Source organism: Pseudomonas sp. DC1.2, assembly GCF_034351645.1.
Lineage (GTDB): Bacteria > Pseudomonadota > Gammaproteobacteria > Pseudomonadales > Pseudomonadaceae > Aquipseudomonas.
On sequence record NZ_CP133782.1, the window covers coordinates 3,140,513 to 3,159,772 of the forward strand.

General features: G+C 58.8%; 16 protein-coding genes. 2 read left to right on the top strand and 14 right to left on the bottom strand.

Annotated elements, in window-relative coordinates; translation table 11 throughout:
- Positions 1-110: 110 nt before the first annotated feature.
- The 6 genes from RHM68_RS14050 to RHM68_RS14075 form a co-directional block, all read right to left on the bottom strand.
- The gene (locus tag RHM68_RS14050) at positions 111-290 is read right to left on the bottom strand and encodes a hypothetical protein (RefSeq protein ID WP_322215612.1); all 180 of its coding nucleotides are present in this window, start codon (positions 288-290) and stop codon (positions 111-113) included.
- Positions 291-446: 156 nt separating this feature from the next.
- On the bottom strand, positions 447-1,616 hold the full coding sequence (locus RHM68_RS14055; protein WP_322223801.1) for a lactonase family protein: 1,170 nt from the start codon (positions 1,614-1,616) through the stop codon (positions 447-449).
- Positions 1,609-1,908, bottom strand: coding sequence for a DUF5629 family protein (locus tag RHM68_RS14060; RefSeq protein WP_322215615.1), 300 nt, complete (start codon positions 1,906-1,908; stop codon positions 1,609-1,611). Before RHM68_RS14060 ends, RHM68_RS14055 begins: the two co-directional genes overlap by 8 nt.
- A 148-nt stretch (positions 1,909-2,056) precedes the next feature.
- Positions 2,057-3,637, bottom strand: coding sequence for an aldehyde dehydrogenase (NADP(+)) (locus RHM68_RS14065; RefSeq protein ID WP_322215617.1), 1,581 nt, complete (start codon positions 3,635-3,637; stop codon positions 2,057-2,059).
- A gap of 10 nt (positions 3,638-3,647) precedes the next feature.
- Positions 3,648-4,640, bottom strand: a complete 993-nt coding sequence (gene araD1, locus RHM68_RS14070; RefSeq protein ID WP_322215620.1) for an AraD1 family protein — start codon at positions 4,638-4,640, stop codon at positions 3,648-3,650.
- 60 nt (positions 4,641-4,700) lie between these two features.
- Entirely contained in the window at positions 4,701-6,023 is a 1,323-nt protein-coding gene (locus tag RHM68_RS14075; RefSeq protein WP_322215622.1) for an MFS transporter, read from the bottom strand.
- A 194-nt stretch (positions 6,024-6,217) separates the two neighbouring features.
- On the opposite strand from RHM68_RS14075, the gene RHM68_RS14080 reads away from it, so the two are divergent.
- Both RHM68_RS14080 and RHM68_RS14085 read left to right on the top strand, forming a co-directional pair.
- The gene (locus RHM68_RS14080) at positions 6,218-7,954 is read left to right on the top strand and encodes an IlvD/Edd family dehydratase (protein ID WP_322215624.1); all 1,737 of its coding nucleotides are present in this window, start codon (positions 6,218-6,220) and stop codon (positions 7,952-7,954) included.
- 102 nt (positions 7,955-8,056) lie between these two features.
- A complete protein-coding gene (locus RHM68_RS14085) occupies positions 8,057-8,785 on the top strand; it encodes a FadR/GntR family transcriptional regulator (RefSeq protein ID WP_322215627.1) in 729 nt (242 codons plus the stop codon).
- Positions 8,786-8,867: 82 nt separating this feature from the next.
- On the opposite strand, the gene RHM68_RS14090 is transcribed toward RHM68_RS14085, so the two are convergent.
- The 8 genes from RHM68_RS14090 to RHM68_RS14125 all read right to left on the bottom strand — a co-directional run bounded on the left by RHM68_RS14090 (position 8,868) and on the right by RHM68_RS14125 (position 19,190).
- Positions 8,868-11,243 carry an RND family transporter gene (locus tag RHM68_RS14090; protein ID WP_322215629.1) on the bottom strand — a complete coding sequence of 792 codons (2,376 nt, stop codon included), beginning with the start codon at positions 11,241-11,243 and terminating at the stop codon, positions 8,868-8,870.
- A gap of 32 nt (positions 11,244-11,275) precedes the next feature.
- A complete protein-coding gene (locus RHM68_RS14095; RefSeq protein WP_322215632.1) occupies positions 11,276-12,328 on the bottom strand; it encodes a WD40/YVTN/BNR-like repeat-containing protein in 1,053 nt (350 codons plus the stop codon).
- A gap of 344 nt (positions 12,329-12,672) precedes the next feature.
- A complete protein-coding gene (pepN, locus tag RHM68_RS14100; RefSeq protein ID WP_322215635.1) occupies positions 12,673-15,330 on the bottom strand; it encodes an aminopeptidase N in 2,658 nt (885 codons plus the stop codon).
- Between the two features lie 10 nt (positions 15,331-15,340).
- Positions 15,341-16,171: a DUF2797 domain-containing protein gene (locus tag RHM68_RS14105; protein ID WP_322215638.1), complete on the bottom strand. Its 831-nt coding sequence runs from the start codon at positions 16,169-16,171 to the stop codon at positions 15,341-15,343.
- Positions 16,168-16,428: a YeaC family protein gene (locus RHM68_RS14110; protein WP_133836178.1), complete on the bottom strand. Its 261-nt coding sequence runs from the start codon at positions 16,426-16,428 to the stop codon at positions 16,168-16,170. The genes RHM68_RS14105 and RHM68_RS14110 overlap by 4 nt, the downstream gene beginning before the upstream one ends.
- Positions 16,429-16,462: 34 nt before the next feature.
- Complete coding sequence (locus tag RHM68_RS14115; protein ID WP_322215641.1) at positions 16,463-17,332, bottom strand: rhomboid family intramembrane serine protease; 870 nt, start codon at positions 17,330-17,332, stop codon at positions 16,463-16,465.
- The gene (locus tag RHM68_RS14120; RefSeq protein ID WP_322215644.1) at positions 17,329-18,300 is read right to left on the bottom strand and encodes a metallophosphoesterase; all 972 of its coding nucleotides are present in this window, start codon (positions 18,298-18,300) and stop codon (positions 17,329-17,331) included. The genes RHM68_RS14115 and RHM68_RS14120 overlap by 4 nt, the downstream gene beginning before the upstream one ends.
- The gene (locus RHM68_RS14125; protein WP_322215647.1) at positions 18,300-19,190 is read right to left on the bottom strand and encodes an NAD(+) kinase; all 891 of its coding nucleotides are present in this window, start codon (positions 19,188-19,190) and stop codon (positions 18,300-18,302) included. Before RHM68_RS14125 ends, RHM68_RS14120 begins: the two co-directional genes overlap by 1 nt.
- Between the last annotated feature and the right edge of the window lie 70 nt (positions 19,191-19,260).

The window sequence follows — 19,260 nt, forward strand, 5'->3', positions numbered from 1 at the left end:
TCTAGAACGCGTTATGCAGGAGCGACATCACTTTTTTGGCTTTTCGACGCATCGGCAGTCGATGGGCTCAAGTGACTTCGCTCCTGCATAAAAGGTGCAGTGCTTGAATTTCAGGCTTGGGTTTTGTGATCCAGGGCGGCGTAGAAGTTGGCGCTCTGTTGCAAGTACTTCTGGGTGTAGCTCTGGGTGTGGGATTTTTTGCTGTTGATTTCAACGTTGGCGCTGGCAGACAATACAACGGTGGCGGAGATAGCGGAGGCAGCGATGATGGAGAAGAGATTGAAGTTCATGGTGGTATTCCTCGAAGTCAGTAGGCTTGCTTGCCCGGTTGGGCCGTGAAGCAAACTTACGCCTCGAGGGTCGACACCTTGAAATGCTTTGTAACAGTAGCCGATATCACCCTCATTAATAGAAGGAGGCAGGCCCCATCAACCGGGGCCTGCGGCCTATTGACGCACTAGAAACTTGAGATCGCTGGGAGCGTCCATCGGCAGCGTCTGTACCGTTTTACCCAACAGTCCCGTCGTGGCATCGCGCGCGAGGACCACTATCTGATTGCTCTTCTGGTTGGCAATCAACAAGAAATGACCCGTTGGGTCCAAGCTGAACTCCCGTGGGTGGTCGCCCTCGACGGAGCGCCGCTGAAGCTCCTTGAGCTGTCCGGTCGCCGGATCGATGGCAAACACCAGCAACTGATTGGCGGTGCCACGGTTACTGACGTAAAGGAACTTGCCATCGGCCGAGGCGTGAAGCGCCGCAGCAGCCTTGTCGGACGTGGGCTGCCCCGCCGCCAGGTCAACCATCTGAGTCTGCTTGAGCGTGCCGTCTTGATAGTCGAATACCGCGACTTGAGCGCTCATTTCCATGCTCAACCAGGCGTGCTTGCCATCGGCGCTGAACAGCAAATGACGCGGGCCGCTGCCCGGCGGCAGCGACACCGACGCAGGCGTGGCCGGCGTCAACGGCAGTTGTGCGTTGGCCTTGGGATTGAAGCGGTAGACAAAAATCTTGTCCGCCCCCAAGTCATTGGAGAACACGTACTGACCGTCCGGCGAGGAAACCGTTGAATGCACGTGCGCCGACATCTGCCGCTCGGGGTTGACCCGGCTCGACGAATGGCTACTCAACTGCACAACGGGGTTGAGTTTGCCGTCGGCAGTCACCGGCAACACGGCGAGGGCGCCGCCCGGATCTTCAACCACTGAGTAGTTACTGACAAACAGGTGACTGCCATCGCCGCTGACGCTTGAATGGGTCGGCTCGTTGCCCAGGCTCTGAACCTGGCTGATCAGGCTCAGGGCATGGGTCTTGGGATCGATCGCATAACTGCTGACCTTACCGACCGGGTCGGCCTGCCCAGGACCGTTTTCGTTGACCACGAACAGGTGACGCTGGTCCTTGGACACGGTCAGCCACGACGGGTTGGCGCTTTTCACCACTTGCAGCGGCTTGGCGTCGATCTGCCCGGTGGTGCTGTTGAAGTTCAGACGATAAATCCCTTGGCTCTGGCCGGCAGTGTAAGAGCCAACCAGCAGTTGATAATCATCGGCCGGCGCCGCCTGAACGCCCATGGCACCGACGCTGCCGGCCATTAACAGTGGCCAGAAATTACGCATGTTCATGCTCTTCTTCCTCGTCGTCAGCGCCGCCGAAGGCGCTCATGCACACCAGCCGGTGCTCGCCGGAATCGCTGGTGATCAACCAGCTTTGCAGGGTTGAATCAAACGTAGCCGCCTCAATCTGGGCCTTGCTGAATTCCCAATGCTTCAGTGCGCGGCCATCCATGCATTCGATGTTCAGACTGTCGTCTTCTTCACCAAGGTAGAAATCGGAGGCGTGCAAGCCGTCGATTTCAAGCATGTCGCAGTTTTCAAGGGCATTGAGCAAGGTCTGGGTCAGGGCAGTCATGGCAATCAATCATTCAAGGGGAAAGGCGCCATGATAGCTCAATGTGTAAGCGAAGCTGCTTGCGAAGACGGCCGCACAGTCAACATCAACGTGACGGTCAGAGCGCTTTCGCGAGCAGCTCGCGCCCACAGAGGCTTGCGTTTAATCGTTACAACGCCTCGCGCGATGGCTTGCCATCCACCAACCGCTGAATTCGCAGCGGATTGCCGTTTTTCAGGGGCTCCGGCAGCAAGCTGTCGGGGTAGTTCTGGAAACACACCGGGCGCAGAAAACGGTCGATGGCCAAGGTTCCGACGGAGGTGCCTCGTGCATCGGAAGTCGCCGGGTACGGCCCGCCATGGACCATCGAATCGCAGACCTCGACACCGGTCGGATAACCGTTGAGGAGAATGCGCCCGACCTTCTGTTCCAGCAGCGCGGTCAACTCGCCAAATTGCTCAAAGTCCAGCGGCTCGCCAATGATCGTCGCCGTCAACTGGCCATGCAGGCCGTGCAACGCGGCGCTGAGTTGCGCCTGATCGATGACTTCGACAAACACCGTGGTCGGCCCGAACACTTCTTCCTGCAACACCTCATCGCCATTAATCAGCAGGCTGACATCCGCCTTGAACAGCTGCGGCTGGGCTTGCACACCCTGTTGCGACTGACCGGCCAGATGCTCGATACCCGGATGCGCCAACAGCTTTCGTAAGCCGTTGCCATAACTGCTCAACGTCCCGGCGTTCAGCATGGTCTGCGCCGGCATGTCCCCGATCAGCCCCGCCACTTGCTGCACGAACGCGCTGAACTGCGGCGAACGAAGACCTATCACCAAGCCTGGATTGGTGCAGAACTGACCGCAGCCTTGAACCACCGAGGCAGCCAGGTCACGGGCGATGGTTTCGGCCCGCGCCTCCAGCGCCTGAGGCAGAACAATCACCGGGTTGATGCTCGACATCTCGGCAAACACCGGAATCGGTTGCGCGCGTGCGGCAGCCATGTCGCATAACGCGCGACCGCCCTTGAGCGAACCGGTAAAACCCACCGCCTGGATCGCCGGGTGCTTGACCAGTGCCTCACCCACGCCTGCGCCATAGATCATGTTGAACACGCCGGCCGGCATTGCGGTTTTTTCGGCGGCACGGATCAACGCGTCAGCCACCAGTTCGGCGGTGGCCATATGGCCGCTATGAGCCTTGAACACCACTGGGCAACCGGCGGCCAGTGCGGACGCGGTGTCACCACCGGCAGTGGAGAACGCCAGCGGAAAGTTGCTCGCCCCAAACACGGCCACCGGGCCGAGGCCGATGCGGTATTGACGCAGGTCAGGACGCGGCAATGGCGTGCGCTCAGGCAGCGCCTGATCAATCCGCGCACCATAGAAATCACCGCGCCGCAGGACCTTGGCGAACAAACGCATCTGGCCGCTGGTACGGCCCTTCTCGCCCTGAATACGCGCGACGGGCAATGCGGTCTCACGACAGACCACTGCGACGAAGTCATCGCCGAGAGCATCCAGTTCATCGGCAATAGCGTCCAAAAACTGCGCCCGTCGTTCCGCGCTCAGGCTGCGATACACCGGGAATGCAGTGGCAGCGGCGTTGGCGGCGGCGTCGACTTCTTGCACGCTGGCCTGGAAAAAATCATAGGGCAAGGCCTCGCCAGTGCTGGCGTCGACGCTTTGCAGTTTGACCGTGCCAGCCGCGCTGCGTTGGCCGCCGATATAGTTGTGACCAAGAATCCGAGTCATGCTGATCTCCTCAAAGTGTACCGACGGTGCCGGGTTCGAACGCGGCTGCCACCGGCAGAATGCCGTTGATCAAGGGCGCGCCGAATTCAGCCTGACTGATTTCGAATACATCGCCCGGTTGAGTACGGATGCCATCGGCGAAAGACAGGGTTGCCGTGCCGAAGAAGTGAATATGTACGTCTCCGGGCCGCAAAAACTGGCTGTATTTGAAATGGTGGTATTCAAGATTTTCGAGACTGTGGCACATGTTAGCCTCGCCGCTAAGAAATTCGTTTTGCCATAGCACTTCACCACCGCGCAGGATACGGCTGGTGCCTGCCAAGTGTTGAGGCAGTTCGCCGACCCGAAGTTCCGGGCCAAAACTGCAACTGCGCAGTTTCGAGTGAGCCAGGTAAAGGTAGTTTTTACGTTCCATCACGTGGTCGGAGAACTCGTTGCCCACGGCGAATCCCAGGCGATACGGCTTGCCATCCTGACCGATGACATAGAGACCACTGAGTTCAGGCTCTTCACCCGCGTCTTCGGCAAACGGTGGCAACGGGAATGCCTGCCCCGGTCGCACGACGATGCTGCCGTCACCCTTATAGAACCATTCTGGCTGCACACCGACCTGACCGGTCGCCGGTTTACCACCCTCCACACCCCATTTGAAAATGCGCATGGTGTCCGTCATCGCAGCGTCGTCACCGACCTGCTGGTGCATTTTGTCCCGGGCCGACGCGCTACCCAGGTGGGTCAGGCCCGTTCCGCTGACCAGCATATGGGCCGGGTCCGGATGATCCAGCGGCGGCAGGATGCGCAGGCTGGTCAGCAAGGCTGAGTAGTCGTGGCTGATGCCGAGCCCGAGTCTTTGCACCTGCTGCTCAAGATTGATACCGGCCTCAATCGCCGCAAGCGCTACATCGCGCAGCGTTTTCGCACTCTGGACCTCACGCACCAGGCCTTCCTCAACCACGCCTACCCGACGCTCACCGTTGATCAATTCGAACTGAACTAAACGCATGATTTTCTCCTGTGTAGACCGTTTGAAATGCCGCAGAACCTTGTGCAGCGGGATAAGCCCTCAAGTGCGAGTCGCACCACGGGCGCTGGCGGCGAATGAGTCGACCGGCAGCACATGTTTACGCTCCAGCAACTGATAAATAACGCCCGTCAGCACCAGGCCAAACAGCATCACGCCCGATAAAAAATACAGCCCCGATGCCAGGGTGCCGGTGTATTCCTTGAGCGCACCGATCACGAACGGACCGATGTAACCCCCAAGGTTGCCCACCGAGTTGATCAAGGCAATACCGGCCGCAGCACTCGCCCCGGCAAAGAACCGGCCCGGCAACGTCCAGAACACCGCCGTGCAGGAGAACAGCGCAAACGCCACCAGACACAGCGCCACCAGTTGCCACACCGGCATTGTCAGCCAGGCACTGAGGAACAGACCGACGGCGCCCAGCACGTATAGCAGGGCCAGATGACCGTAGCGATCATTCAAGCGGTCGGAGCTACGCGGGACAATTAGTAGCCCGATAATCCCGAAGACATACGGCACCGAAGACACGAAACCGGTGACCAAATCAGTCCCACCAAACTGCTTGATCAACGTCGGCAACCACAAACCCAGGCCATAAATGCTCAGTGTCACCGGCAGATAAAACAGCGCCAGCAGCAACACTCGCTTGTCCTTCAGTGCATGCAGCGGGTTGCCGTGGCGAGTCTGGCCGTAGTCGGCCAGGTCTTTTTTCAGCTCCCCGGCCAGCCAGTCCTTCTCGGCCTGGTCCATCCACTTCACCTGCTGTGGGCCGTCGGGCAAGTAACGCAGTACAGGCCAGGTCAGCAGGATCGCCGGTGTACCGATGACGATGAACAGCCACTGCCAGCCGTGCAAACCGAGGGTGCCATCCATGCCAAGCAAGCCGCCGGACACCGGGCCGGTGATCATCATCGCGATGGGTTGGGAGAGGATGAACAGCCCGAGAATCTTGCCGCGATGGCGTACCGGGAACCATTGGGTGATGTAGTAAAGCACCCCGGGGAAGAACCCGGCTTCGGCAGCGCCGAGCAGAAAACGCATGACGTAGAAGCTGTGCGGTCCCTGGACGAAGGCCATGCCAATGGTGATTACGCCCCAGGTGATCATGATCCGGGCAAACCAGCGGCGGGCGCCGAAGCGTTCAAGCATCAGATTGCTGGGGATTTCCAGCAGAAAGTAGCCGATGAAAAACAGCCCGGCACCGAGCCCGTAAGCGGCGTCGCCAATACCAATGTCCGTGCCCATGTGCAGCTTGGCGAAGCCGACGGCGGAACGATCTACATAGGCGATGAGGTACAGGAGGATCAGGAAGGGAATCAGTTTCAGCGTGATGCGACGAATAAGCCGCAGTTCCTCGCTCATGGGGTCGGTCTCCGATTGTTGTTGTTATAGAACCTCGGGGGACGCCTCTCGCAGAAAACCGCCAGGGCCAGTCCCTCCATCGAAACTGACTATATAGTAATACTAATTAAGCAACAACGCTTCCAAATCGCGGTTTTTACGCCTATGTTAACCGTCATATTGCACAATATAGTCATACAATAAGAGAATCGATTATGTCTGATAAGAAGCCCACCCTGCGCTCCGCCCAATGGTTTGGCACCGCCGACAAAAACGGCTTTATGTACCGCAGTTGGATGAAGAATCAAGGCATCGCTGACCACCAGTTCCATGGCAAGCCGATCATCGGCATCTGCAACACCTGGTCGGAACTGACCCCCTGTAACGCGCATTTCCGGCAAATTGCCGAGCACGTCAAACGCGGTGTGATCGAGGCTGGGGGCTTCCCCGTGGAATTCCCGGTGTTCTCTAACGGCGAATCGAACCTGCGCCCCACTGCCATGCTCACCCGCAACCTGGCGAGCATGGACGTCGAGGAAGCGATTCGCGGCAACCCGATTGACGGCGTGGTGTTGCTGACCGGCTGCGACAAAACCACCCCGGCGCTGCTGATGGGCGCCGCCAGTTGCGACGTGCCGGCGATCGTCGTCACGGGCGGGCCGATGCTCAATGGCAAACATAAAGGCCAGGACATTGGCTCCGGCACGGTGGTCTGGCAGCTCAGCGAGCAGGTCAAAGCCGGCACCATTACCCTTGACGATTTCCTCGCGGCCGAGGGCGGCATGTCCCGCTCAGCCGGCACCTGCAACACCATGGGCACCGCCTCGACCATGGCGTGCATGGCCGAGGCACTCGGCACCTCCCTGCCCCACAACGCAGCGATTCCCGCCGTGGATGCACGGCGTTATGTGTTGGCGCACATGTCCGGCATGCGGGCGGTAGAAATGGTGCGTGAAGACTTGAGGCTGTCGAAGATCCTGACCAAGGAAGCGTTCGAAAACGCCATTCGCGTCAATGCTGCTATCGGTGGTTCGACCAACGCCGTCATTCACTTGAAAGCTATCGCCGGGCGTATCGGCGTCGAACTGGACCTGGATGACTGGACCCGCATGGGTCGCGGCATGCCGACCATTGTTGACCTGCAACCGTCCGGGCGCTTCCTGATGGAGGAGTTTTACTACGCTGGCGGCTTGCCCGCCGTGCTGCGGCGCCTGGGTGAGGCCAATCTGATTCCGCATCCGGACGCCATGACCGTCAATGGCAAGACCCTCGGCGAGAACACCAAAGACTCGCCGATCTATGGCCAGGACGAAGTGATCCGCACGCTCGACAACCCGATCCGCGCCGACGGCGGCATCTGCGTGCTGCGCGGCAACCTGGCGCCACTTGGTGCGGTGCTCAAACCGTCCGCCGCCAGCGCCGAATTGATGCAGCATCGCGGGCGCGCCGTAGTCTTCGAGAACTTCGACATGTACAAGGCGCGAATCAATGACCCGGAGCTGGACGTCGATGCCCACTCGATCCTAGTGATGAAAAATTGCGGGCCAAAGGGTTATCCGGGTATGGCCGAGGTTGGCAACATGGGTTTGCCGTCCAAGCTCCTGGCTCAAGGCGTCACCGACATGGTGCGCATTTCCGACGCGCGCATGAGCGGCACGGCTTACGGCACGGTGGTGCTGCACGTCGCTCCGGAAGCAGCAGCCGGTGGGCCTTTGGCGGTGGTGAAGGAAGGCGACTGGATTGAGCTTGACTGCGCCAATGGCCGTCTGCACCTCGACATTCCGGATGCCGAACTGGCCGCCCGCATGGCCGACCTGCAACTGCCGCCGCAATTGATCGTGGGCGGTTATCGCCAGCTGTACATCGACCATGTGTTGCAGGCAGATCAGGGCTGTGACTTTGACTTCCTGGTGGGGTGCCGCGGTTCTGAAGTACCGCGCCATTCACATTGACCTTCTATCGGTGACTCCCTCGCGTGGGAACGATCATTCAGGACCGTGCCTACGCCTGCTATCATGCGCAGCCCCCCATCGCACAGGATCGCGCCGCGCACCATGGATTACCGCAAACCCTCCGACCGCAAAAGCATGCACTCGCGCATCGTCCAGGAACTGGGCATGCAGATCGTTTCCGGACGCTTCAAACCGGACGACAAACTGCCCGCCGAAGCCCTGCTGTGTGAGGAATACGCGGTCAGTCGGCCGGTCCTGCGCGAAGCCACTCGGGTATTGGTTGCCAAAGGCTTGGTGTATTCGCGTCCACGGGTCGGCACCGTAGTCAAACCGCGACGTGAGTGGCACATGCTCGACCCTGACGTGCTGCACTGGTTGATGCAAAGCAGCCCGCAAAATGAATTTTTCGGTCTGCTGACCAGCGTGCGCAGCATCATCGAACCCGCGGCGGCGGCACTTGCTGCGCAATTCGCCACGGACGACGACATTGCCGCCATCGGCGAAGCCTATCTGCGCATGGAAGCGGCGCTCACGCCCGAAGCGCTGTTGCAACCCGACCTCGACTTCCACAGCCGCATTGCCGACGCTACCCATAACGACCTGTTGGCCAACCTGTGCAACATGCTGTCGGTGGCAATTGCCGAAGCGTTGAAACACTCCAACCAGCGACCGAACCTGCACGAGCTGGCGCTGCCTCGGCACAAGGCGATTTTGACCGCTATCGAGAACCGCGATGCGTTGGGTGCGCGGCACGCCACACTGGTGCAACTCGACGATGCGCGCAGTGCGCTTAACGTAGTGCTGGGCAGCGATCCTACTCACCAGCACTGATCACACAATGGATTCGGGCAAAGGCTTCAGGCACAAAATTAAGCCGCAACCTGAGTTGCGGCTTTCGTGTGTCAGCGAGGGATCAGTGAGCAAACAATGAGTTGCCCTTCTTGCCCGCCATTTTTTCCGGCTTGATCAGGAACCGTGCCAGCGCCGGCAGCAGCCACAATGCGCCGAACATGTTCCACAGCAGCATAAAGGTCAGCATCAGGCCCATGTCGGCCTGGAATTTGATGGCCGAGAAAATCCAGGTGCATACGCCAATCGCCAGGCACAGGCCGGTGAACAGCACAGCCTTACCGGTGGATTTCAATGTCTGGTAGTACGCCTCTTGCAACGGCAGGCCGGCGCGTAAGAAGCTTTCCAGACGACTGTAGATGTAAATCCCATAATCCACGCCAATCCCCACCCCCAGCGCCACCACCGGCAAGGTCGCCACTTTCACACCGATGCCCATGAACGCCATCAAGGCGTTGCCAAGGACCGATGTCAGCACCAGCGGCAGTACGATGCACAAGGTCGCGGCCCAGGAACGGAACGTGATCATGCACATGGTCGCGACGCAGATGTAAACCAGGATCAGGATCGTCAGCTCCGACTCTTTGATCACCTCGTTGGTGGCCGCTTCGATCCCGGCGTTACCGGCGGCAAGAATAAATTCCAGGCCGTCCTTGTTGTTCTCCTTGGCGAAGTCCTGCACCGCATGCACCGCGCGGTCCAGCGTCGCCGCCTTATGATCGTTAAGGAACACCAGCACCGGCGCCAATGAGCAACTGTTGTTGTAGAGGCCGTCAGCCCGCGAGATAGAGTTGTTCAGCACGTCCGGGTTACGCGACAGGGTTTCCCATTTCAGGTTGCCCTCGTTCATACCTTTGATCATCTGCTTGGACACGGTCACCAACGAAATCGCCGACTGCACACCCTCGGTGTTCTGCATTTTCCACATCAATTCATCAATCGGGGCCATGGCGGCATAACGCGAACAGCCTTCGGCCTTGGTTTTGACCATCACCACCAACACGTCGGAGCTGGTGGAGTAGTTGCTGATGATGAAGTTGTTGTCCTTGTTGTAGCGCGAATCGGGACGCAGTTCCGGCGCGCCTTGATCAAGGTCGCCGATTTTCAGGTTCTGGCTGTACCAAAGACCACCGCCGAAGGCCAACAAGGCCAGGACAATCGACACCGGCGCAACTTTCGGGCTGGCAAAGTTGGACAGTAGACGCCAGAACGGATGCTCGCGGACCGCATCTTTTTTGCTGCGTTCGACGGCGCGTTTGCTGATACCTACGTAGGAAATAGCCACTGGTAACAGGATCAGGTTGGTGAATACGATCACCGCCACGCCGATGGACGCGCCAATGGCCAGTTCGCGAATCACACCGATGTCGATGATCAGCAACGTGATGAAGCCCACCGCATCCGCGAGGATCGCGATCATGCCCGGCAGGAATAGTTGTCGAAACGTTCTTCGGGCCGCCGTCAGGGCGTTATCGGCATCACTGGATTGCAAAGCGATACCGTTGATCTTCTGCACCCCATGGGAAATACCGATGGCGAAGATCAGAAACGGCACCAGCATTGAGTAGGGATCGAGACCGAAGCCGAAGGCATGCATCAGCCCCAGTTGCCAGACCACCGCCACCAACGTTGTGCTCAACACCGCCACGGTACTGCGCATGCAGTTGGTGAACCAATACAGCAGGATCAGGGTAATGACGAAAGCAATGCCGAAGAACATCACGACCATGACCAGACCATCGATCAGATCGCCGACTTTCTTGGCAAAACCGACGATATGAATCTGCACATTGGGGTTCTGTTTTTCGAACTTATTGCGAATCTTGTCTTCGAGTTCGTGAGAAAACTTGCGGTAATCCAGGGGCAGTAACTTGCCCTGATCCTGCGGGTCCGGGTAGGACTCCAGCAGCGGAATATCAATGATGCTCGACTTGAAGTCGTTCGCCACCAGACGCCCAACCTGGCCCGACTTGAGCACGTTGTTGCGCAACTGGTCGAGGCTTTCAGGGGAGCCGTTGTAGCTTTGCGGGATCACTTCGCCGCCGGCAAAACCCTCCTCCGTTACCTCGGTCCAGCGCACGCTCGGACTCCACAACGACTTGAGGCCGGACCGGTCGACGCCGGAAATGTAGAACACCTCGTCGTTGATCTGACGCAGGGTTTCCATGTACTCCTTGGAGAAAATGTCGCCGTCAGTGGCTTCCACCGAGATCCGCACCGTGTTGCCCAGGTTGGCAAGGTCGTTGCGGTGCTCCATCATTTTTTCAATGAACGGATGCTTGAGCGGGATCATTTTTTCGAAACTGGTGGACGGCCGGATCAGCGTCGCCTGCCAGAACAGGAAAATACTGACCACCAGACAGATGAGGATCACTGCCGGGCGGTTGTTGAAAATCAGGCGTTCGAGAAACGTCGCCTTGTCTTGGTGATGACTGCTCATGGATGTCCTCGCCTTCTTGTTATGTGGCCGGCTTACTTGCCAAGCTCGGCGCCGATTGGCGAAGTGGCGCGAACGCCGCCCTGTCCTGCAAGTATCAGATTACCGTTGCCCGCCGCGGTGACCGACGACACAGAAATACGATCCGGCCGATTGAACACGCTGAATGTTTCGCCGTTGTCGCTGCTGCGGATCACACTGCCGCCGTTGCCGACTATCACGATAGAGCCGTCATCGAGCAGCGTGGCCCCGGACAGGCCAAACTCTAGCGCCCCTCTCGCGGCTTTGAGCTCGACCGGCTCCCACGTCGTACCAAAGTCCGTGGAACGGTAAAGATTGCCGCGCAGCCCAAAAGCCAGCAGCGTATTCGACTGACCGGTGCCGATCACACCAAACAGTGAGCCTTCATAGGGGCCTTCGAGCTTCTCCCAGGTCTGGCCCCAATCGGCTGAGCGGAACATGCTGCCCTGCTCACCCACGACGAACAGCCCCGCGTCCTTGACCGCCGCGATGGCGTTGAGGTGGTACTGCTCTGCGTTATCGAGGCGGTCGCTGACGTCGTCCCAGTGTTTGCCGCCGTCGGTGGTTTCCAGCAACGCACCGTAAGCCCCCACGGCAAAACCGCTGCTGAGGTCTTTGAACCAGACGTCGAGCAACGGCGATTCGCGTTTCAAATCTTCGAACTGTTTGTTCCAGGTGACGCCGCCATCCTCACTGGCGAGGATCTGCGCATCATGGCCGACCGCCCAGCCGTGTTTTTCATCAACGAAAAAAACCGCCGTCAGCAATTGCCGGCTCGGCACTTTGGCTTGAGTCCAGGTGGTGCCCTGGTCATCGGAATACAGGATATGCCCACGATCCCCGACCGCCACCAGGCGCTTGCCGGCGTGCACGACATCGAGCATCAGGTTTTTGCTGGCCATGGCCGATTCAACGGAATACACCGGACCGGTGGCCGGCGCGTCAGCCGCCAGCGCCGGTGCAGAAAGCACGGCACACCCCAACAGCGAGAGCGCTGTAGCCAGCAACGCGAATTTGCGTAATGCCGGCGGGCGGCAAATGCCCACACCCATGACAGGCTCACTCATAGACCTTCCCCCATTATTATTGTTAGGTCGTTCAACCTTTCAGGGCGCCGTAAGGAGTGCTCGCTGTAATTGACGCGTCAAGAGCATAGTCCTGAAACCCGCAATCCAGAGCCCCTTCGGAAGCTGGCTTATCCTATCGGGCTTTGGAAAGGTCTGACAATCGACGTCACGTTATCTTTTGTTAACTGGAGGGATAACGGACGTAGGTGAATGTGGGGGTATTCGGTGGGGTGATGAACGAAGGATCACCCAGGTCGTGACCCAATGGTGATCGGTATGGCGCCTTTGCGAGCCTGCTCGCGATGCCAGCGCCGCGGAGTGACTGGCACTCCGCGGAATAAGCATCAAGCCAAGCTTTTGCTGACGACTTCAAACACATCACTGGACAACTGCCCAGACGCCCGAATGCGCTCCAACTCAGCTTTCATCAACGCCTGACGGGCGTCATCGTACTTGCGCCAGCGCGTCAGCGGCGCCAGTTGACGTGAAGCGATCTGCGGGTTGAAGCCGTTCAACTCGATCACCAGATCCGCAAGGAAGCGGTAGCCGGAACCGTCAGCGGCATGGAAATTGATCAGGTTCTGCCCGGCAAAAGCGCCGACCAACGCCCGCACCTTGTTCGGGTTCTTGATGTTGAACGCCGGGTGCTCCATCAACTGACGAACCCGCGCCAGACCGCCCGGCAATGTGCTGCCGGCTTGCACGCTGAACCACTGGTCCATGACCAGTGGATTGTCTTTGAAGTGCTCGGCAAAACTCGCCAAGGCCTCAGCCTTCTCGGCTTCGAACGGCGAATTTACCAACACCGCCAATGCTGTCAGGCGTTCGGTCATGTTGTCGCCGGCTTCAAATTGCTCCAGCGTCGCCGCCAACACCTGCGGCTGCCCACTGAGCATCAGGTAAGACAGCGCGATGTTCTGCAAGGCGCGACGGGCAAAATGCTCCGCTTCGGCGACATAAGGCGTCTTCTTCGAAACCTCGCGATGGGTCTGGTAACGCAACCACAATGCCTCGAATAACCCTTCTGCCAACTGCTTGCGGGCAAATTCGCGAGCGTTGTGTATCGCCTCGACGTCAGCCACTTCGCTGATTTCGGTCAGGTACGCCTCGCCCGGCAACGAAAGCATTTCTGCGACCATCGCCTGATCCAGCGTCGCATCGGATAGCACCGTGCGCAACGCCGAAATGAGCCGCTGATCCAGCACCAGCGCTTCACCCTTCTGCTGCTGGACGATTAACTCTTGCAGCACCTGCACCGACAATTGCTGACCCGCATCCCAGCGGTTGAAACCGTCGCTGTCGTGCTGCATCAGGAACATCAGTTGGTCGCGGTTGTACGGAAAGCTCAACTTCACCGGCGCCGAGAACCCGCGCAGCAGCGAAGGCAATGGCTGTTCAGCGATGTCGATGAAGGTGAAGGTCTGCTCGGCTTCAGTCACCGAGATGACCCGCGAAGTGCCTTGTGCCGAAGCCTCGCCGGACAGGCGCAAGGCAATAGCCTCACCTTTGGAGTCCAGCAAACCCAGCTCCACCGGAATCACGAATGGCAGCTTTTCGACTTTGTCTGGAGTTTGTGGGCAGCTTTGACGGAACGTCAGACTGTAGGTTTTCGCGGCCGCGTCATAGGACTCACTCACCGCCAATCGCGGTGTACCGGCCTGGCTGTACCAGCGCTTGAACTGGGTCAGGTCAACACCATTGGCGTCTTCCATGGCTTTGATGAAGTCATCGCAGGTCACGGCCTGACCGTCGTGGCGGTCGAAATACAGGTCACTGCCTTTACGGAAGCCTTCGGCGCCGAGCAAGGTGTGGATCATGCCGACCACTTCCGAACCCTTTTCGTACACGGTCAGGGTGTAGAAGTTGGAAATCTCGATAAAGCTGTCCGGGCGCACCGCGTGGGCCATCGGGCCGGCGTCTTCGGCGAACTGGTGGGTCCGCAGGTACGCCACGTCCTGAATACGTTTGACCGTGGCCGAGTTCATGTCGGCCGAAAAGCCGGAATCGCGGAACACGGTGAAGCCTTCCTTCAGCGACAACTGGAACCAGTCGCGGCAGGTCACGCGGTTGCCCGACCAATTGTGGAAGTATTCGTGGGCCACGATCGCCTCAACCCGCTGGTGCGCGGCGTCGGTGGCGGTTTCGGCCCGGGCCAGCACAGCGCTGGAGTTGAAGATGTTGAGGCCTTTGTTCTCCATAGCGCCCATGTTGAAGTCGTTGACCGCGACAATCATGAAAATGTCCAGATCGTACTCGCGACCGTAGACCTCTTCGTCCCAGCGCATCGATTTTTTCAGGCTGTTCATCGCGTGCTGGCACTTGTCGATGTTTTCCGGCTCGACGTAGATGCGCAGCGCCACAGTGCGCTCAGTCAGGGTGGTGAAGGTGTCTTCAACGCACCACAGGTCACCGGCCACCAGCGCAAACAGGTACGCCGGTTTCATGAACGGGTCTTCCCAAGTCGCCCAGTGCCGGCCGTCTTCGCCAGGGCCACTGGCAATCGGGTTGCCGTTGGACAACAGCACGGGGTAGCTGTGTTGCTCAGCAACCACAGTAGTGGTGAACTTGCTCATCACGTCCGGGCGGTCGAGGTAATAGGTGATTTTGCGGAAGCCTTCGGCCTCGCACTGGGTGCAGAACATCCCGCTGGATTTGTACAAGCCTTCCAGCGCAGTGTTGGTTTGCGGGTGGATCCTGACGCTGGTGTCGACCGTGAAACTGGCGCTGGTCGGGTGCAGGGTCAGATCATTCTCTGTTAATTGGTAATCGGCAGCGCTCAGCTCGCGGTCTCCCACGGTGACCGACAGCAGCTCAATTTGCTGTCCATCCAGCACCAGCGGCGGCAGGCCCGTGCCACGCGCAGGATTACGGCGCATTACCAATTGCGCATGGACCAGGCTATGGTCCTCGAACAACTCGAAGGTCAGGTGCGTCTCATCGATCAGGTACTCGGGCGCCTGATAGTCCTTCAGGTAAATCATCTTCGGTTGTTCGGTGCGCATACTGGAGTCCTTACTGATGCACGGCGAGCTGATAGGCCGTGTATTTACGAATATTGATTACGCCAGTATCGAAGATCAGGTATTGGCCCTTGATCCCCAACAGCGTGCCTTCGGCAATCGGGTTCTTGTCCAGGTTGAAGCTGACGATTTTGGCTGGGTATTGCTCGATCGGATAGCGGATTTCAAGCGGTTCGACATCGGTAATGGTCTGGATTGCCTGTAGGCCAAATCGTTCCCGCAACCCTTGTAAACCTTCAGCGCAGGTGTCGAACAGTTGATCACGCACCTCGACCAGATTCACCGGCAACGCATCGCCCTTGAGCAGCGCACGCCAGTTGGTCTTATCCGCTACCTGACTGCGCAGCAAGTCTTCGACAAAGCCGGACTGCTGACGGGTCGACACACGAATGATCGGCAAGGCCTGACGCGCACCTTGATCGATCCAGCGTGTCGGCAATTGGGTGGCGCGAGTAATCCCGACTTTCACCCCCGACGAGTTGGACAAGTAGACGATGTGATCGGTCATGCAAAACGTCTGGCCCCACTCCGGTTCACGGCAGGTACCGGCGTCGAAGTGGCACCGCTCCGGGCTCATGATGCAGAGGTCGCACTGGGCCAGTTTGGTCATGCACGGGTAGCAGTAACCCTGGCTGAAACTGGTTTTGGTCTTGCGTCCGCAATGGGTGCAATGGATCGCCCCCAGGTATTCCAGGCGCACCGTGGTACCGATCATTGGATTGACCGGCACCTCGACGTCGTCCAGACGAAACGCGTATTGCACGTTGGGCCCGTCCAGGCGTGCCGACATTTTGCTGATTGCACCGCGGCCAATCTCAATCAATGGATGGCATCCGACTTGAACAAGATGTTCGGCACGCTGATCGACTTGGAGCTGCATTCCTGCGGCCCCATGTAGCCAGTGCGCTCTTCCTCCGGCAGGTTCTGGATTTCCCAGGCAATCATCGCTTGTAGGGACAATTCACGCTGCTCGGCGGTAAGTTTGCCGCCGTCGGACCATTTACCGATTTCTACCGCCAATTTCAGGCTTTGGTAGATATCCGGGGTGATGTTTTTGATCATTTCGTTAAAAGAGGACATCAGGGTCTCCGCGCTCTTTATTCACATAGCAGTTTTAGGCGGCCAGTTTACGGCGGTTGTACACACCGCCCAACAAACCGGTGAAGCATCCGATGAGCAACCCGCCCACATGGGCCGCGTTAGCAATTTCACCAAAACCGATCATCGAGACCAGCCCGGACAGGCACAACAAGAGCCATACCAGCATCATCACCAGCACGCCGCGAGGCAGACGATAGGCCGGATTAGGCGCAAGAAGCTGAAAGATCCAGCAATGCCCCAACAAACCGTAGAGCACCCCGGACAAGCCGCCGAACAACGTCGGGCCGCTGAAGTAATACTGGGCATAATTTGAAACAAGGCTGAACAACAAGGTCAGGCCGATCAGATTGACCGCCCCCTGTCGCGCCTCGATACGCCGTCCCAGCTCCCAGTACCACATGCCATTCATGGCCAGGTGCAGAATGCCAAAGTGGATCAGCATCGGCGTGACCAACCGCCACCACTGCCCTGCCGCCAGGCTGTCGGCCAGCGGCGTGAAACGGATGTACTCGCCCACCACCTGAAAATCGAGAAAGGTCAGCCAGCGCAACGTGTCGAGTTTATCGCCCAACAACGTCACGGCACCGACGATCAGGCTCAGCAGCAGGACAAATGCAGTCGCCTTGCTGTCGCGCAACTGTTCGACAAAGCCCGGACGCCGCGAGGTTGGCGTCACCGGGATGTCCAGTTGCTGATCCGGATCACCGGCCGGGAAACGCTCGTAAAGCGAGCGCACGTCATCGCTGATGCTGGCCGCAACCCACAACACTTGCTCGCCGGCCTCTTCGCTGACGCGGTGAGGCACTTGCATGCGCTGCAACAGTTTGACGAACCCGCTCAAGTCCACCGTCAACGGCAGCCGCAATACCGCAACGGTACTCATTGCAGCACCTGCGGCCGTTCAACATCGACCCAGACAAATTTATGCGGGTCTAGGTGTGTTTCCTGGTCCAGTCGATAGGCGACCAGTTTTCCGTACAGCACCGCGCTGTAATCCAGGCAAGCGAGATTCGGACGGATCGGTGCCGGTTTGCCGCTGCGCCAGTAATGGCCGACAAACAGTAAAGGCTCATCAATGCCGTAGCGCAGCAAGGTGTTCTTTTCGGTGGACGACAACGGCGTGCGCGCCACCGGTTCAGGCAAAGCATCGGGCTGAAACACAATGTCTCCGTAGGTTTGTGGGTCGTCTTCCCAGAATTTGGTGCGAAAGAACGAACGCGTAAGGCCGTCGCCGCTGGTCATGGTCTGGCCATCGGGCAAGCGCATGTCCGTGCCCCGCAGCAGTCGGTCAAACACGGTGCAGGCAAAGCTGCCCGGCACGGCCGAAGCCTGGAGGAAATGCTCATCGATACAGCCATTGGGGAATAACCCACGCACGGGCTCGATCAGCCCGCCATCCCAACACGCGTGTACCACCCGGAAACGCCCGGCATCGACAAACAGTGGCAGGTCATAGAACCATTGCAAAAAATCATGCCAGTCGGCCGGATGGTCTTCGAACTGGGTCAGGGTTTCGTGGAGCAGACGCGCATGGCGCGGGGTATGCTCACGCACGAACTGCTGGCCGCTGCCGGGCGGCGCCGGAGTGCTCCAGCCCAGGGCGTTGAATTCATGGTTGCCCATGATGCACAACGCCTGACCCGCCTCAACCATGTCATGGACGATGTGCAGCGCTTCGCGAATCCGCGGGCCGCGGTCGATGATGTCACCGACGAAAACCGCCATGCGCGACGAATGCCGCCAGACGCCAGCGTGTTTTTGATAACCGAGCCGGTCGAGCAGGTGCTCAAGGGTCAGAGCGCAACCGTGTACGTCACCGATCAGGTCGTAGCTACGCGCGGGATCAAGCATCAGTCGCCTCCACCACCCAAGCGGCTGCCCCAGCCGAGCTTGGTGCGACACACTTCGTAGTAGTTGTGGTCCAGCGGGTGGATCAAGCGCAGTTTCTGCGCTTTTTTGCTCACCGTGATGGTGTCACCGGGCGCGCAGGTGAAATGGTTCTGCCCGTCGCAGGAAACTTGCGGGTAAATCTGCATGTCCTTGGAAACCACGATTTTCAGCTCACTGTTACCATCGACCACGATGGGCCTGCTCGACAACATATGGGGGTACATCGGCACGATGACAATAGCGTCGAGCTTGGGATGCATGATCGGGCCGCCCGCTGATAACGCGTAAGCAGTGGAGCCGGTGGGCGTGGCGACAATCAGGCCATCGGCCTTTTGGCTACAGACGAACTGACCGTCGATGTACAGCTCGAACTCGATCATCCGCGTCGACTTGCCGGGGTGCAGCACCACGTCGTTGAGGGCGTCACCCTGGCCGATCGCCTCACCATGACGACGTACTTCAGCTTGCAGCAGGAAGCGGTTCTCCACCAGATAATGGCCGTCGAGAACCTTGGCCACTTCGACTTCCAGCTCATCCGGGCGAATATCCGTCAGAAAGCCCAGGCTCCCACGGTTGATGCCCAGTACCGGAATATTGTGTCGGGCCAGCGCACGGGCAGCGCCCAGCAGACTGCCATCACCGCCGACCACAATCACCATGTCACAGACTTCGCCGAGCATCTTGCGTGACGAGGTTTGCAGGCCATGACCCGGCAACACTTCAGCGATGGTGTCTTCGAGGATCACGTGCAGATGACGATCAAGCAGAAACCGTTTCAATCGGCGGACGGTATCCAGCACCTGCGAACTGCCCAGGCGACCGATGATGCCGATATTGCGAAATTGCTCCATGGGGCTCCGGGTCTGCGACGGCGAAAAGCACGATTATGGGCGAAAGCGCAGGATAGACAAAATCCTTTCA

Bases quoted from the DNA above. Each gene is read 5' to 3' on its own strand.
- RHM68_RS14110 (WP_133836178.1), bottom strand. From the start codon at position 16,428: ATGTCCTCTTTTAACGAAATGATCAAAAACATCACCCCGGATATCTAC.
- RHM68_RS14060 (WP_322215615.1), bottom strand. From the start codon at position 1,908: ATGACTGCCCTGACCCAGACCTTGCTCAATGCCCTTGAAAACTGCGAC.
- RHM68_RS14065 (WP_322215617.1), bottom strand. From the start codon at position 3,637: ATGACTCGGATTCTTGGTCACAACTATATCGGCGGCCAACGCAGCGCG.
- RHM68_RS14125 (WP_322215647.1), bottom strand. From the start codon at position 19,190: ATGGAGCAATTTCGCAATATCGGCATCATCGGTCGCCTGGGCAGTTCG.
- araD1 (WP_322215620.1), bottom strand. From the start codon at position 4,640: ATGCGTTTAGTTCAGTTCGAATTGATCAACGGTGAGCGTCGGGTAGGC.
- RHM68_RS14050 (WP_322215612.1), bottom strand. From the start codon at position 290: ATGAACTTCAATCTCTTCTCCATCATCGCTGCCTCCGCTATCTCCGCC.
- RHM68_RS14090 (WP_322215629.1), bottom strand. From the start codon at position 11,243: ATGAGCAGTCATCACCAAGACAAGGCGACGTTTCTCGAACGCCTGATT.
- RHM68_RS14120 (WP_322215644.1), bottom strand. From the start codon at position 18,300: ATGCTTGATCCCGCGCGTAGCTACGACCTGATCGGTGACGTACACGGT.
- RHM68_RS14095 (WP_322215632.1), bottom strand. From the start codon at position 12,328: ATGAGTGAGCCTGTCATGGGTGTGGGCATTTGCCGCCCGCCGGCATTA.
- RHM68_RS14080 (WP_322215624.1), top strand. From the start codon at position 6,218: ATGTCTGATAAGAAGCCCACCCTGCGCTCCGCCCAATGGTTTGGCACC.
- RHM68_RS14085 (WP_322215627.1), top strand. From the start codon at position 8,057: ATGGATTACCGCAAACCCTCCGACCGCAAAAGCATGCACTCGCGCATC.
- pepN (WP_322215635.1), bottom strand. From the start codon at position 15,330: ATGCGCACCGAACAACCGAAGATGATTTACCTGAAGGACTATCAGGCG.
- RHM68_RS14075 (WP_322215622.1), bottom strand. From the start codon at position 6,023: ATGAGCGAGGAACTGCGGCTTATTCGTCGCATCACGCTGAAACTGATT.
- RHM68_RS14115 (WP_322215641.1), bottom strand. From the start codon at position 17,332: ATGAGTACCGTTGCGGTATTGCGGCTGCCGTTGACGGTGGACTTGAGC.
- RHM68_RS14055 (WP_322223801.1), bottom strand. From the start codon at position 1,616: ATGCGTAATTTCTGGCCACTGTTAATGGCCGGCAGCGTCGGTGCCATG.